We start from the raw sequence: 14,225 nt of genomic DNA on the forward strand, positions 1-14,225 counted from the left end.
GTAATCGGAGTATGAGCAGCGGGATGGCATCGGTCGCTCTTGCCGCCTATCGATGGGCCAGCGTCGTCGTCTATCCATTGACGGGGCCGTTTCTGGCCGTGCGCGCTGCCAAGGGCAAGGAAGACCGGGCCCGTCGAGCCGAACGGTATGGGTATGCCAGCCTGCCGCGTCCGGTCGGGCCGCTTGCGTGGGTGCATGCCGCCAGTGTCGGCGAGACGCTTGCTGTGGTGCCGCTGTTGAAGGAACTCCGTCGGCGCGAGATAAACGTCTTGCTGACCACAGGCACGGTCACCTCTGCAGAGCTGGTCAAGACGCGCCTGAGCGACGATATCATGCACCAATACGTTCCTCTTGACGTCAAGCCGGCCATCAAGCGGTTCCTGAGATATTGGAGGCCGGATCTGGCAATCTCGGTCGAGTCGGAGATATGGCCGGTGACAATGATAGAGCTGCAGCGCCGGCACGTGCCGCAGATCCTCGTCAATGCCCGCATTTCGGACAGGTCATTCGAACGTTGGCGCAATCATGCCTCGATTTCGGAGGCTCTGTTCGGCAAGCTTGCCCTGGTCGTCGCGCAGTCTGACCTCGATGCCGAGCGTTATCGCGATCTTGGTGCCTGGCCGGTGACAATCGCAGGCAACATCAAGGTCGATGCCGAGGCGCCTGCTTGTGATGCGGCCCTCGTGGAGCGCTACCGGCAACAGATCGGCCGTCGCAAGAGTTGGGCGGCGATCTCCACCTTTGAGGGTGAGGAAAAGGTGGCTTTGATGGTCCACCGCGCCCTTAAGGCGCACACCGGTCTCCTCACCATTGTCGTTCCACGTCATCCCGAGCGGGCTGACGACCTGGAAAAAATGATGCTGGAAAAAGGCTTCAAGATTGCACGCCGCAGCCGTGGTGACGTCGTGACCGACGATACCGACATCCTGCTAGGCGACACGATCGGTGAAATGGGCCTTTATCTTCGATTGACGGAAGTCGCCTTCGTCGGGCGTTCGCTGACGGCCGAGGGAGGGCAGAACCCGCTTGAACCGGCCATGCTGGGAACCGCCGTCTTGTCCGGCCCCCACGTTCAGAACTTCCGTGACTCCTACCAGAAGCTTGTGCGCTGCGGGGCTGCCCGTATCGTGCGGGACCCTGAAATGCTGGCCAAGGCCGTCCATTTCCTCAATACAAATGATCTGGCGCGCCACAAGATGATGGATGCAGGCACCGAATGCCTGCAGGACATGCGTGGCGCACTCGCCGCGACGATGAAGGGTCTCGAGCCCTTCATAAACCCGCTGACCGTCAAGGCACGGCTACAGCCGAAAGTGGCTTCGTGATGACAATCCTGAAAGATACGGCTTTGCCTCGGGATGAACGCCTGTCCAGTATCGAGGGCATTCTGTTCGACAAGGACGGCACCCTTCTGGATTTCGACGACAGTTGGGGGCCGGTCAACCGCGAAGTCGCGCTGCTCGCGTCCGGTGGCGACGCTGCGCTTGCGAGTACTCTTCTCAGGGCTTGCGGCATGGACCCCGAGACCGGCCACATCGTGCCAGACAGCCTGCTTGCTGCGGGTAACACGCGGGAAATAGCCGCAGGTTTCGTGTCAGCCGGCTCGCTCCTCGATGTGGAATGGCTGGTTCCCCGGATCGATGCCATGTTTGCGGGTGCTGCCGAAAAATCCGTGCCGGTCACCGATCTGGCAGAGTTGTTTGCCACGCTCAGTCGCCGGGGACTAAGGCTGGGCATCGCCTCCAGCGACAACGAGCTCTCCATCCGCCGGACAGCGGAGCGTTTCAGTCTTACGCCCTATGTCGATTTCATCGCCGGCTATGACAGCGGCCACGGCGTCAAGCCGCAGCCGGGCATGGTGCTCGGCTTCTGCGCGGCGACCGGCCTTGATCCTGCGCGCGTGGCCGTGGTCGGCGACAACAACCACGATCTACACATGGGCCGCAATGCAGGGGTCGGATTGAAGATCGCGGTGCTTTCAGGCACGGGATCGCGCGATTCACTTTCCGCATGCTGCGACATCATGGTGGACGACGTTTCCCATCTGCCCGGGCTTTTTTCGGTTCAGGCGGGCGAAGTCTGATCTCCTGTGACGGCTGACGCTTGCCGTCGCGTATCAGTTTCGTCTAAGTGGCATCCTTGGCCGGGGGGCACATGGGAGAGGCGAAGGATGATATCGGAAGCACCTCCGTTCTGGTGGACCGAAGCTGACTGGCGTGCAAGGCTCCTCTATCCGATCTCGCTGCTTTATGGTGCGGTTGCGGGATGGCGCATGCGAAACGCCAGTCGCAATGCCGTCTCGGTTCCCGTCATTTGCGTGGGCAATTTCACCGTCGGGGGGGCGGGCAAGACGCCCACCGCCCTCGCGATCGGCCGTGCCGCCAGCGCCAGGGGATTGAAGCCCGGTTTTCTGAGCCGGGGATATGGCGGTACTCTCGACGTGACCACGATTGTTGATCCTGAGCATCACCGCGCTGTCGACACGGGTGACGAACCGCTGCTTCTCGCCCGCGAAGGTGTGACTGTCATTACCCGTCGGCGCATAGCCGGCGCGCGTCTGCTCGTGGAGCAGGGCGTTGATCTGATCATCATGGATGACGGGTTCCAGAGCAACACGCTGCTTGCCGATGTCTCGCTCGTCGTCGTCGACAGCTATCGGGGCATTGGCAACGGACATGTCATGCCGGGCGGCCCCGTTCGCGCACCGATATCCACACAGATGAACCGTCTCTCCGCAATTTTGAAGGTCGGGGATGGTCCTGCCGCCGATGCTCTCGTGCGCAGAGCGTCGCGGGCGGGACGGGCCGTTCACATCGCTTCCGTGAAACCCCGACAGGATGCGGGTCTCGCAGGGGCTCGTGTTCTCGCCTTCGCCGGCATCGCCGACCACGGCAAGTTCTACCGCACGCTGGAATCCTTGGGCGCGACGATCGTCGAGCGGCGCGATTTTGCCGATCATCAGCATCTGGGCGACGACGAGATCGACGATCTGCTGGCAAAAGCCTCAGCGGAAAATCTGCAATTGGTCACGACGGCGAAAGATATCGTCCGGCTTCGCCATCACCATGGCAAGGCCGAGGAACTCGCCACGCGTTGCAAGGTTGCCGAAATCGATATGGTCTTCGATGATCCCTCGGTTCCGGACCGTCTCATCGACGAGGCGATCACAGCATGCCGCGATCGCCTGCTGAGAGACGCCAGGGACGAGGCGAAAAGATGATCAGCGCCGTTGGTTCGGCAGTGTCCCGGCTCTTTTTTCCGCCTCGAACGATGCCGCGGCGTCAGCATAGGGTTCCTGACGTCTGACGCTCCAGTACTTGAGTTCGTCGAGGATGATCGGGCGACCGGTCATCGCGCAGACGACATGGGTGCCAGGCGAGAGAATCTGGAAATCGGCATCGAGATAGCGGACCTTGGCCTCCCTGTTTCCGCCGCCTTCGAACCGGTTCATCATCGCTTTTCCTCTACGCTTGCGCCTGGACTGAAATAACGTGCGCAGGAGTTGAATTCCAGAAAAATCGCGCCGTCTCATCAACTGCGCCCGAACAGCCGCTCGATATCGGAGAGCTTGAGTTCCACATAGGTGGGGCGTCCATGGTTGCACTGGCCGGAGCCCGGTGTTGCCTCCATCTGGCGCAGGAGCGCGTTCATTTCCTCAACCCGCAGAACCCGGCCGGAACGGACCGAGCCATGGCACGCCATTGTCGCCGCCACATGGTCCAACTTTGCCGCCAGTCCGTTGGCCGTGTCCCATTCGGCGACCTCGTCTGCGAGCTGTCGCACCAGGGCAGCAGCATCCACCTCGCCAAGCATTGCCGGTGTTTCCCGCACCGCGATCGCTCCGGGCCCAAAACGCTCGATTGCAAGCCCCAGGCGGTCCAGTTCTTCCGAATGCGCCGCCAGTCTATCGCAATCCTCCTCCGGAAGATCGACGATCTCGGGTATCAACAGGCCTTGCGAAGGTAGCCTCTGGCCGCGAAGTGCCTCTCGCAGGCGTTCGAAAACCAGGCGTTCGTGCGCGGCGTGCTGGTCGACGATGACGAGTCCATCCTCCGTCTGGGCCACGATATAGTTGGCATGGACCTGCGCCCGTGCAGCGCCGAGGGGATGAGCCGCCGCCGGCTGTTCTCTCGCCTCGGGCGCGGGGGCGGTCAGTGGCTCGCTTCGTGCCGCAGGGACGGATAATACGTCGAACCGCGCCTGGGATGGCGCCGAGAAGCCGGACGCGGAATACGACACCGGCCGGGTGGGGGACGAATTGGCGTCCCAGTTGGCCGCCTGTCTCGACTCCGGCCGGAAGCCGGGTCGAAAGGCACGTATCATGCCCTCCGCTCCGGTGGTCGAAGCCCGGTCGCCCTCCCGGTGCAACGCCTCGCGAATGGCGCCGACGATCAGGCCCCTGACAAGCCCGGGATCGCGGAACCTGACGTCGGACTTCGCTGGATGGACGTTGACGTCGACGAAGGCGGGATCGAGCGTGATGGCAAGCGCGGCGACGGGATAGCGGCCTTGCGGAATGGTCTCCGCATAGGCACCCCGGATGGCCGACAGGATCAGTTTGTCTTGAACAGGCCTTCCATTCACGAACGCATACTGATGCGCCGAGTTGCCGCGATTGAACGTCGGCAGGCCGGTAAAGCCCGTCAGTTGCACATCCTCGCGTTGCGCGTCGAGTTCGATCGCATTGGCCCGGAACTCCACCCCGAGGACCTGGGCGATGCGTGCCAGGTGGTCGTCTCCTGTAGCCGGCAGTTCCAAGGTCGAACGATCGCTGCCCGACAGTGTGAAGCGGACTTTCGGAAAGGCGATCGCCAGCCGTTTCACGGTTTCGGTGATGGCGGCTGCCTCCGCCTTTTCCGTCTTCAGGAATTTCAGCCGCGCCGGCGTGGCGAAAAAAAGGTCGCGGACTTCCACCACCGTTCCGGGATTGGCCCCTGTCGGACGGATGGGTGACACCCTGCCACCGACGACGCTGATCTCCGCGCCTTCCCCCATGTCGCCGCGGCGGCTGGTGATCGAAAGCTTCGCCACCGAACCGATGGAGGGCAGCGCTTCGCCCCGGAATCCGAGGCTGCGAATATCCTCGAGCGAGCCGTCCAGCTTGGATGTGCAGTGCCGCCTCACGGCCAGTTCCAGGTCGGCGGCATCCATGCCGGAGCCGTTGTCCGTCACGCGCAGGAGACTCTTGCCGCCGCCAGCGGTCGCGATCTCGATCCGCGTCGCCCCGGCATCGATGGCGTTCTCGACCAGTTCCTTGGCGGCACTTGCCGGCCGTTCGATGACCTCGCCGGCCGCGATCTGGTTAATGAGGGTTTCAGGCAGTTGTTTGATGACCATGCACTATTTTCGCGGATTCGAGCCGTCGAGGAAAGGGCGATGCCGTGACAGCCTGTGCATGACCATGCGGTTCCTTGCAACCGTCCTTTAAGATCGCCTTAAGGGAAGGGTTATAACTTTAATCGTGAATGGTCGATCCGGACCGAGGAGGGGAGTGGCGTGACTGCCGGGTTATCTGAGATGACCGGCGCGAAACGCAATCTCTGCGGTGTGCAACCCCGGCGGCGGCACGCGGTGATGTCAAAGGGTCGGAGCCCGCGTGAGGGGTATTGAGGCGTGGACTTAAGCGAGTTGGCCAAGGTTTCGGGAAGACAGTCCGATCCGGCTGCCGCGTCCGCGGTGGAACTTCAGGCTGGTTTGCTAGATGCCATGGAGGAGGCGCTTGGGGCCGCTTTCATCGTCTACGACGGTAATGACCATATCGTTCATTCAAGCCGGCAGATCGGACATTTTTTTCCTGTCGCCCCACATTTCCTGAGGCCGGGAACACGCCTGCGCGATTTCCTCGGAGCCGTCTACGACAGGAAAATCGCAACCAATCCTGCACGATCGGCGACGGAAAGTGCTGGTCGCGAAGAGTGGATCGCCGAAAGCATAGCGACCCATTGGAAAGAGCGAACCGATTTTCAGCAGCAGGATGCGCTTGGACGCTGGCTGCGCTTTTCCAGGCGCAGGCTCCCGAATGGCTACGGTCTTTGCATCGTTACCGACATCAGTGAACAGAAGAAGCGCGAGGAACAGTGGCGAGCCGATATCGAACGGGTCCAGCTGACAGAGGAGATTCTCGACAATCTGCCATATCCTGTCGTGGTTCAGGATCGGAACATGACGGTTGTCGCGGTCAACAAGTCGTTCTGCAGTATGTGGAATGCCAATTATGAAACCGCTCTTGGCAATCCGGTCGCGTCGGTCTTCGACGAGCCTTTGGCCAGTGGGATGGTGGCGGCTTGCCGCCACACGCTTGACACCGGCGTTCCCTCCGTCGTGGCTGAAACGATAGCGTACGAAAATGGCGAAAGGGATGAGGTCAGGATTCGCAGCCACCGCGTCGGGAAGCCGGGTCGGTACTTCGTGGTCAGCGGGTTCGAGAGCGAGCTTCAACATCAGGACCATGATGGACCCCACAATCCCGCTCCGTCGCGGCAGAATACCCTGAAGCGTGTCGAGGTGTCGGCCGTACGGCCTTCACCAACTGTGCTTGCCGGCCGAAAAGTGGTGATCGTCACAGCCGATTCCGCCTTCGACGCAGCTTGCATGAAGGTCTTGACCGCAATGGGCGCCGAGACGTGCTCCGTGCGAAATGAGCGAGAGGCCGAAGCTCTTTTCGAGGTTGCGGCATCCGTAGCCGTTGTCGTGGATTTCGCCGTCGTGGATACGCAGATGGACCTGCGCTGCCTGGAAATTGCCGATTGCCACGCACGCGGCGTCATCGCCCTTGATCGCTACCGGATCGATACCGACCTTGCACCGCGTCTGCTGGGGCAAGTCAACGATCAGCCGCCAAGAGCACCTCTCGCGGATGATTGGGAAATCTCGATCCCGGAACAAGGACACCCTGTCGGGCATCAGTCGACTCCCGACGTTCTGGTAGCAGAGGACAACCCGGTCAACCAGATCGTCTTCTCTCAGATCCTGGAGGGGTTGGGTTACCGTTACCGGATCGTCGATACGGGCAACGAAGCCGTCCGCCTCTGGGAAGAATTGCGCCCTGCCATCGTGCTGATGGATCTGACATTGCCTGGGCTGAACGGTATTGAGGCCACCCGCGAAATTCGCCGCAGGGACGAATGCCTGGGCTATGCGACGCCGATCGTGGGTGTGTTGGTGCAGGCATTCGACAACACCGCCGACGACTGCATCGCCTCGGGAATGAACGACGTCGTGGTGAAACCCGTGAGCCCTGACATGATCGATGCCGTTTTGCGCCGTCTGGCACCGACACTGGCTTCAAAGACGCTTTCCTGATCGCCGGAAGCTGTGTCAATACCCGCGAACGGAGGATGCAAGGCGAGTGTTGATCCGCGGGATCGCTATGATTTTCTTAAGGTTTCCGACGCATTCTCGTTTTCGAAGACTGGGATAACCTGGAAAATCGAATGCCAGAGCCCGACGCAATATTGCCGGTCCCCACTCCAACCGACCTGCATGCAATGGCCTATACGGACTTGTTGACCGGGCTCGGCAACCGCTATCGCTTGCGCGACAAGGTCCGATTGCTTGCCGCCGAGCGGGCGTCAGATCCCGCTCCGTTTGCCGTGTGCATCGTCAATCTGGACGGCTTCAAGCCGATCAACGATCTTTTTGGCTCCCATGCCGGCGACGAAATTCTCTGTCAGGTCGCGCACCGCCTGAAAGCCTGCATCCCCGATGGCGCGACCGTGACGCGTCATGAGGGCGACGAATTCGCGATCGTACTGCCATTGGTCTTCGAGCGTATCAGCGCTGAACGCGTCGGGCAGATGATCAAGGACGTCCTTTCGGCGCCCTATGATCTCGGCGATCGAAACGTTCGCCTCTCCGCTTCCCTCGGCTTTGCTATTCATCCCTTCGCAGGCAGCGATTTCGACGAACTGATGAAGAGCGCGGAGACCGCGCTTTACCGGGCCAAACGCCGGGGACGCGGCAATATTGTCGTCTATTCCAGCGAAATCGCCAACGAAATGAAACGGGCGACAGAACTTGAGCAGGCGCTGCGCAATGCGATCATCAAGGATGCGGTCGACGTTCATTTCCAGCCGATCGTGCAGTTGAAGGGCGGCAACGTTGTCGGCTTCGAGGCGCTGGCGCGATGGAACGATCCGGACCTTGGCTTTGTTTCGCCAGCCGTCTTCGTTCCGCTGGCAGAGGAACGTGGTTTCATCGACATGTTGTCCGACGCACTTCTGCGCAAGGCGGCCGAAGCCACGCTCGCCTGGCCGCGCGATCTCTTCCTGTCGTTCAACCTTTCGTCCGCGCAGTTGACCGATCCGAGAACGGCATCGAACACGCTGTCTATTCTGACAAGCGTCGGTTTTGACCCGCGTCGGCTCGAGATGGAAATCACCGAAACCGCCGTGATGACGGCACCTGATACGGCCCGCCGCGTGATTGCGGATCTTCGCCAGGCTGGTGTCCGCATCTCGCTCGACGACTTCGGAACGGGGCAGTCGAGCCTCGGACGTCTGCGTGATTTTACCTTCGACAAGGTCAAGATCGATCGTAGTTTCGTTTCCTGCATCATCGACGACAGGGCTTCCGAACATATCGTCAAGGCGGTGATCGCGATGTGCAACGGTCTTGAGCTGGAGGTCGTGGCGGAAGGGATCGAGACGGAAGCGGAGGCCTTGAAGCTTCGTCAGATGGGTTGCGGCATGGGGCAGGGCTATTTCTTCGGCAAGCCCGCGGACGCAACGGCAACCTTGCGCTATCTGCAAAGCCATCATCACGAGTTTACCGTCGTTGACCGCGGTTGAAGCCGTACCGACCGTTCTCGCGTCTACCTGTCACGACCCTGACTGACGAGCCAGTCCCGCACCCGCGCCGCATGCGCATTCAGTTCACGCGCTTTCGGCCAGACGACGTAGAAGGCGAGATCCGAACGAAGCGCGTGGCCGCCCACCTCGATCAGTTGCCCTGATGCAACCTGCCGCTCGATGAGATGCCGCCAGCCGAGCGCCACACCTTCCCCTGCGAGAACCGCCTGGATGACGAGAACGTAGTCGTTGATCGCGAGCCGCCGGCCACTGGGCCGATACGCTATGCCGGCGCTTGCGAACCATTCGGGCCAGCTGCAGGCCTGGCGCACAGGTTCCTCCAGCCAGATCAGCCGATGCGTCACGAGATCCTCGGGGCTGGAAGGCATGCCATGGGCGTCGATGTAGCTGGGGCTGGCGACGGCGCTGATGGTCTCCGGCGCGAGAAGTTCGGCGTTGTATTCCGGCCAGTCCGCCGGATCGCCACCCCGCACGCCGAGCGGTATCGCCTCCTCCATCAGGTCGAGATCACGCACGCTGGTCTGGATGCGCAGGTCGATATCCGCGAGATCGGTGCGAAGTTTGCCAAGACGAGGCAGCATCCACATGGACGCAAACGCGGTGGAGGCGGCAAGTGTTACATTGGCCTGGCGGCCCTTCGCCCTCAATTCCTCCGCCGAACGGCTGATCCGGGAAAGTCCTGCTGAAACGTCGGCGTGAAACCGCTCACCCGCTTCGGTCAGTTTGGCCGCGCGATGCAGACGAAGGAACAACGGCGTTCCCAACTGATCCTCGAGATTACGAATGGCATACGAGACCGCGGCCTGTGACAGCCCCAACTCTTCAGCTGCCCGCGTGAAATTTTCATGCCGTCCCGCCGCCTCGAAGATGACGAGGCTGTTGGGAGAGGGCAGTTGCCGACGGACGTGTTCCATAAATACAGCTTATTGCATTCCTCGATATTTTCCAGCGTCACAAAGATTTTTTCGGCGGATAGCATCAGCCCAAACGAAGGGAGAACTATCATGTCGATGGACATCGTCGAACCGGAACAGAGGGAAAAGCGCAGCCGCGGCGGCCGTTCCAATCGCCGAGAGGCGGGATCGATGGTTGTGAAGGTGCCGTATATCCGCCGCAGCATCCCGACCTACGACATTCTCTCCGAGGAGAATCTAATCCGGATTGAGCAAACGGCGGACCGCATTCTCGCCGAGGTAGGGATCGAGTTCCGAGACGATCCGCAGGCTCTGGAACTTTGGCGCAAGGCCGGAGCCAAGGTCGATGGAGTCCTCGTGCGGTTCGAACCCGGAATGTTAAAGGAGATCGTCTCGTCGGCGCCGGCGACCTTTACGCAGCATGCCAGAAATCCGGCCAACAATGTCGAGATCGGCGGCGGCAACGTCGTGTTCTCCCCGGCCTATGGCTCACCCTTCGTCATGGATCTGGATAACGGCCGCCGTTACGGCACGATCGACGACTTCCGCAATCTGATCAAGCTCGCCCAGTCGAGCCCCTGGCTGCATCATTCCGGTGGAACGATCTGCGAGCCGGTCGACCTGCCGGTCAACAAACGCCATCTGGAGATGGTCTACAGCCATATCAAATATTCCGACCGCGCTTTCATGGGCTCAGTGACGGCAGAAGAGCGGGCGGAAGAATCCATCGCGATGGCACGCATCCTGTTCGGTGCCGACTTCGTCGACAGGAACTGCGTGATCCTCGGCAATGTCAATGTCAACTCGCCGCTCGTCTGGGATGGTACGATGACGAAGGCGCTCCGGGCCTACGCCCGCGCCAACCAGGCGGCGGTGATCGTTCCGTTCATCCTGGGCGGCGCGATGGGCCCAGTCACCAATGCCGGAGCGATCGCGCAGTCCTATGCCGAGACCTTGGCCGGCTGCGCGCTGACACAGCTGGAACGCAAGGGCGCGCCGGTGATCTTCGGTAACTTCCTGTCGTCAATGTCACTGCGGTCGGGCTCGCCGACCTTTGGCACACCGGAGCCGGCGATTGGCTCCATGGTTATCGGGCAGCTCGCGCGGCGGCTTAAACTGCCGTTGCGTTGCGCCGGCAATTTCTCGAACTCCAAGTTGCCGGATGCCCAGGCGCTGCAGGAAGGCGTGATGTCGATGATGTCCGCCATCCATTGCGGTGCCAACTTCATCCTGCATTCCGCCGGCTTCGTCGACGGACTGCTGTCGATGTCCTACGAGAAGTTCATGATGGACTGCGATTTCTGCGGTGCGCTCCATTCCTATCTGGCCGGCGTCGTGGTCGACGACAACACGCTCGCCATGGATGCCTTCCTGGAAGTCGGACCCGGCAGCCACTTCCTCGGCTCCGCGCATACCATGCGCAACTATACCTCGGCATTCTGGGATTCGGCCGTCTCCGACAACGAGCCGTTCGAGAAGTGGAACGAGGCCGGCGGCACGGACATGGCCACGCGCGCCAATCGGCTATGGAAGAAGACGCTCGCCGAATACGAGGCGCCGCCCTTGGATATCGCCATCGACGAAGCGTTGCGCGACTATATCGACCGTATCAGCCGGGACCGGCCGGATGCGTGGTATTGAACGGGACCCGACTACTGCATGACCAACAACAAGGATCCATTGCTCCAGCCCTTCCAGCTGAAGCATCTGACCCTCAAGAACCGGATCATGTCGACAGCGCATGAACCGGCTTATTCGGAAGGCGGCATGCCGACGGATCGCTACCGCCTCTACCATGTGGAAAAGGCTAAGGGCGGCATCGCACTGACAATGACGGCCGGCTCAGCAAGTGTCAGCCGGGATTCGCCGCCCGCCTTCGGCAACCTGCTGGCTTGGAAAGACGAGATCGTCCCCCACCTGAAGCGGCTCGCCGACGACTGTCATAGCTATGGCACGGCGGTCATGATCCAGCTCACCCATCTCGGGCGCCGGACGAACTGGAACAAGGGCGACTGGTTGCCGGTGCTTGCGCCGTCCCCGATCCGTGAGCCGGCCCACCGGCACTTCCCGAAGGAGATCGAGGACTGGGATATCGAACGCATCGTCGCCGACTACGCGAGCGCGGCCCAGCGCATGCAGGAGGCGGGTCTCGACGGTATCGAGTTCGAGGCCTATGGCCATCTGATGGACAGCTTCTGGTCGCCGGCCACCAACCGGCGGGAGGACGAGTTCGGCGGCTCGCTGGAAAACCGTATGCGCTTTTCCAATATGGTCGTTGATGCCGTACGACAGGCGGTGGGACCCGACTTCATCGTCGGAATCCGCATGGTTGCCGACGAGGATTGGGACAAGGGTTTGTCGCGTGAGGAGGGCGTGGAGATCGCCCGACGTTTTGCGGCGTCCGGAAAGATCGATTTCCTGAACATTATTCGCGGCCATATCGATCACGATGCGGCGCTCAACGACGTTATTCCGATCCAGGGCATGGCTGCCTCGCCGCACCTCGACTTTGCGGGAGAGGTGAGGGCGGCGACGAGATTTCCGGTCTTCCACGCCGCCCGGATCGCCGATGTCGCGACTGCCCGTCATGCCATCGCAGAGGGCAAGCTCGACATGGTCGGCATGACCCGTGCCCATATCGCCGACCCGCATATTGTCAGAAAGATCATCGATGGCCGCGAACAGCAGATCCGTCCCTGCGTTGGTGCCACCTATTGCCTCGATCGCATCTATGAGGGCGGAGAAGCACTCTGTATCCACAATGCGGCGACCGGCCGCGAGGGGCTGATCGCTCATGAGATCGCGAGAGCGGAAAAGCCACGGAAGGCTGTAGTGATTGGTGCGGGGCCTGCCGGACTGGAGGCAGGCCGCGTGCTGGCCGAACGCGGCCACTCCGTCGAACTGTTCGAGGCGACCGGCAAGGCCGGCGGACAGATCAACCTGATGGTTCGCAATCCGCGTCGCAAAGAGATGATCGGAATCGTCGACTGGCGTCTCGCTGAGCTGGAACGACTGGGTGTTCCCATTCACTATGACACCTATGCTGGTGCTGAGGATGTGCTGGCGCTTTCCCCGGACCTTGTCGTCGTCGCGACCGGCGGCTTCTCGCAGTCTCCGGAGTTGGACGCCGGCGATGATCTTGTTGTCTCCTCCTGGGACATCCTGGCAGGTACCGTGAAGCCGGAAGGACCAGTTCTGCTGTTCGACGACAATGGCGGCCACCAGGGCATGAGCGCGGCAGAAGTCATCGCCAATGCCGGGGTTGACCTCGAAGTCGTCTCGCCAGAGCGTTTTTTCGCGCCTGAAATGGGAGGTATGAACCACGTTCCCTATGCCAGACTTTTCGCCGAAAGGGGTGTCCGAATAACCATCAACACGCGCCTAAAGTCGGTCAGGCGCGAGGGAAATGGCCTCGTTGCGACGCTCGGGTCTGATTTTTCCAAAGGCACGATGGAGGAGCGTCGCGTGGCGCAGGTTGTCGTCGAGCACGGAACGGCCGTAAACGCCGATCTGTATTTCGAACTCAAGCCGCATTCCCGAAATATTGGTGCAGTCGACTATCCCGCCCTTGTGGCCCGACGTCATCCACTCCCGAAGCGTAACCCGGAAAGCGGGTTCGATCTCATACGCATCGGCGACGCGATTGAGAGCCGCAACATCCACGCATCGATTTACGACGCCTTGAGGTACTGCTCGCTTCTCTAGCAAAAATCGGCATGACAAAATGGATTGATAATGAAAAGGCGGCGCCGAAGCGCCGCCTTAAAGATTACGAATTCGGCTGGGGTTTAGTTGCCCGTCGACGAAGTCGTGGTTTCATCTGTCGGCATCGTAGTTGAGTCCGAAGCGTCTGCCTGCTCTTCGAGCGTCGTGAATTCCGGAGCCGCCTTGAGGGTTTCAGCCGTCTCCATCGTTGTGAGACGAACGTCCTCGCCATCGCCGTCCTGAGAAATGGTGATCTTGCTCATCGGCAGGGCGACGTTCTTCTCGCCGATTCCGAGGAAGCCGCCGACACCGATCACAGCAGCGGCAACACGGCCATCCTTCTCGATGATCAGATCATTGATGTCACCGATGCTGTCCTCGCCGGTATAAACAGGGGCACCGATGAACTCGTTGGCGCTAACCTGAGTAGCCGACTGCTCGGTCAGGTAGGTATCCGTCGTTTCGGTCTGCGCGAGCGGCTGTGTTGCAGCACCCGACGACATCGAGTCAGTCGACGAAGTAGCCGGAGCTTCGGTAGCCGGAGCGGCAGGCGCCGTTGCGTCCTGGGCCATGGCGACCGGAGCGATGGCGGTGGAACCCAGCAGGGCGGCGGCGGCGATCAGGTTGAGCGACTTTTTCATATCGGTATCCTTTCCTCTCGGTTGACTGGCGCGGTGTGCGGGAGGAGCACGCCGCGCCGGTTCGGCAGGAAAATGCGCGTAACCGACTGGAGTTCCGAAAAAAAACGCCGGTGGCAAAATTGCTGGCAGGCGGAACCCAATGCTATTTGACGCGT

Annotated in this window: 11 protein-coding genes; 7 read left to right on the forward strand and 4 right to left on the reverse strand. The window is 61.1% G+C overall.

Annotated features, from left to right (window positions below; all coding sequences use genetic code 11):
- Positions 1-11: 11 nt before the first annotated feature.
- The 3 genes from waaA (at position 12) to lpxK (ending at position 3,220) form a co-directional block, all read left to right on the forward strand.
- On the forward strand, positions 12-1,325 hold the full coding sequence (gene waaA, locus J5J09_RS04715; RefSeq protein WP_208548531.1) for a lipid IV(A) 3-deoxy-D-manno-octulosonic acid transferase: 1,314 nt from the start codon (positions 12-14) through the stop codon (positions 1,323-1,325).
- Positions 1,325-2,083 (forward strand): HAD family hydrolase, encoded by a 759-nt coding sequence (locus J5J09_RS04720; protein WP_208548532.1) that lies wholly within the window; start codon positions 1,325-1,327, stop codon positions 2,081-2,083. Before waaA ends, J5J09_RS04720 begins: the two co-directional genes overlap by 1 nt.
- Before the next feature lie 87 nt (positions 2,084-2,170).
- Positions 2,171-3,220, forward strand: a complete 1,050-nt coding sequence (gene lpxK / locus J5J09_RS04725) for a tetraacyldisaccharide 4'-kinase (protein WP_208548533.1) — start codon at positions 2,171-2,173, stop codon at positions 3,218-3,220.
- Here lpxK and J5J09_RS04730 read toward each other — a convergent pair whose 3' ends face one another.
- Positions 3,221-3,451: a DUF2093 domain-containing protein gene (locus J5J09_RS04730; protein WP_208548534.1), complete on the reverse strand. Its 231-nt coding sequence runs from the start codon at positions 3,449-3,451 to the stop codon at positions 3,221-3,223.
- Positions 3,452-3,531: 80 nt separating this feature from the next.
- On the reverse strand, positions 3,532-5,337 hold the full coding sequence (gene mutL / locus J5J09_RS04735; protein ID WP_208548535.1) for a DNA mismatch repair endonuclease MutL: 1,806 nt from the start codon (positions 5,335-5,337) through the stop codon (positions 3,532-3,534).
- A gap of 291 nt (positions 5,338-5,628) precedes the next feature.
- Here mutL and J5J09_RS04740 point away from each other — a divergent pair, with 291 nt between their 5' ends.
- Positions 5,629-7,302, forward strand: coding sequence for a response regulator (locus J5J09_RS04740; protein ID WP_208548536.1), 1,674 nt, complete (start codon positions 5,629-5,631; stop codon positions 7,300-7,302).
- Between the two features lie 131 nt (positions 7,303-7,433).
- On the forward strand, positions 7,434-8,789 hold the full coding sequence (locus J5J09_RS04745; protein WP_208548537.1) for an EAL domain-containing protein: 1,356 nt from the start codon (positions 7,434-7,436) through the stop codon (positions 8,787-8,789).
- 23 nt (positions 8,790-8,812) lie between these two features.
- Here the strand turns inward: J5J09_RS04745 and J5J09_RS04750 are convergent, their stop codons facing one another.
- Complete coding sequence (locus tag J5J09_RS04750; protein ID WP_208548538.1) at positions 8,813-9,724, reverse strand: LysR substrate-binding domain-containing protein; 912 nt, start codon at positions 9,722-9,724, stop codon at positions 8,813-8,815.
- Between the two features lie 96 nt (positions 9,725-9,820).
- On the opposite strand from J5J09_RS04750, the gene J5J09_RS04755 reads away from it, so the two are divergent.
- Complete coding sequence (locus tag J5J09_RS04755; RefSeq protein ID WP_208553086.1) at positions 9,821-11,365, forward strand: trimethylamine methyltransferase family protein; 1,545 nt, start codon at positions 9,821-9,823, stop codon at positions 11,363-11,365.
- 18 nt (positions 11,366-11,383) lie between these two features.
- Positions 11,384-13,429 carry an NADH:flavin oxidoreductase gene (locus J5J09_RS04760; protein WP_208548539.1) on the forward strand — a complete coding sequence of 682 codons (2,046 nt, stop codon included), beginning with the start codon at positions 11,384-11,386 and terminating at the stop codon, positions 13,427-13,429.
- Between the two features lie 83 nt (positions 13,430-13,512).
- Here the strand turns inward: J5J09_RS04760 and J5J09_RS04765 are convergent, their stop codons facing one another.
- Positions 13,513-14,070, reverse strand: coding sequence for a PRC-barrel domain-containing protein (locus tag J5J09_RS04765; RefSeq protein ID WP_208548540.1), 558 nt, complete (start codon positions 14,068-14,070; stop codon positions 13,513-13,515).
- Positions 14,071-14,225 lie beyond the last annotated feature (155 nt).

This window comes from Ciceribacter sp. L1K22, from assembly GCF_017599385.1.
Taxonomy (GTDB): Bacteria; Pseudomonadota; Alphaproteobacteria; order Rhizobiales; family Rhizobiaceae; genus Allorhizobium.

What these genes read in the sequence shown, in the direction of transcription:
- waaA (WP_208548531.1), top strand. Translation starts at nt 12, where the DNA reads ATGAGCAGCGGGATGGCATCGGTCGCTCTTGCCGCCTATCGATGGGCC.
- J5J09_RS04720 (WP_208548532.1), top strand. Translation starts at nt 1,325, where the DNA reads ATGACAATCCTGAAAGATACGGCTTTGCCTCGGGATGAACGCCTGTCC.
- lpxK (WP_208548533.1), top strand. Translation starts at nt 2,171, where the DNA reads ATGATATCGGAAGCACCTCCGTTCTGGTGGACCGAAGCTGACTGGCGT.
- J5J09_RS04730 (WP_208548534.1), bottom strand. Translation starts at nt 3,451, where the DNA reads ATGAACCGGTTCGAAGGCGGCGGAAACAGGGAGGCCAAGGTCCGCTAT.
- mutL (WP_208548535.1), bottom strand. Translation starts at nt 5,337, where the DNA reads ATGGTCATCAAACAACTGCCTGAAACCCTCATTAACCAGATCGCGGCC.
- J5J09_RS04745 (WP_208548537.1), top strand. Translation starts at nt 7,434, where the DNA reads ATGCCAGAGCCCGACGCAATATTGCCGGTCCCCACTCCAACCGACCTG.
- J5J09_RS04750 (WP_208548538.1), bottom strand. Translation starts at nt 9,724, where the DNA reads ATGGAACACGTCCGTCGGCAACTGCCCTCTCCCAACAGCCTCGTCATC.
- J5J09_RS04755 (WP_208553086.1), top strand. Translation starts at nt 9,821, where the DNA reads ATGGACATCGTCGAACCGGAACAGAGGGAAAAGCGCAGCCGCGGCGGC.
- J5J09_RS04760 (WP_208548539.1), top strand. Translation starts at nt 11,384, where the DNA reads ATGACCAACAACAAGGATCCATTGCTCCAGCCCTTCCAGCTGAAGCAT.
- J5J09_RS04765 (WP_208548540.1), bottom strand. Translation starts at nt 14,070, where the DNA reads ATGAAAAAGTCGCTCAACCTGATCGCCGCCGCCGCCCTGCTGGGTTCC.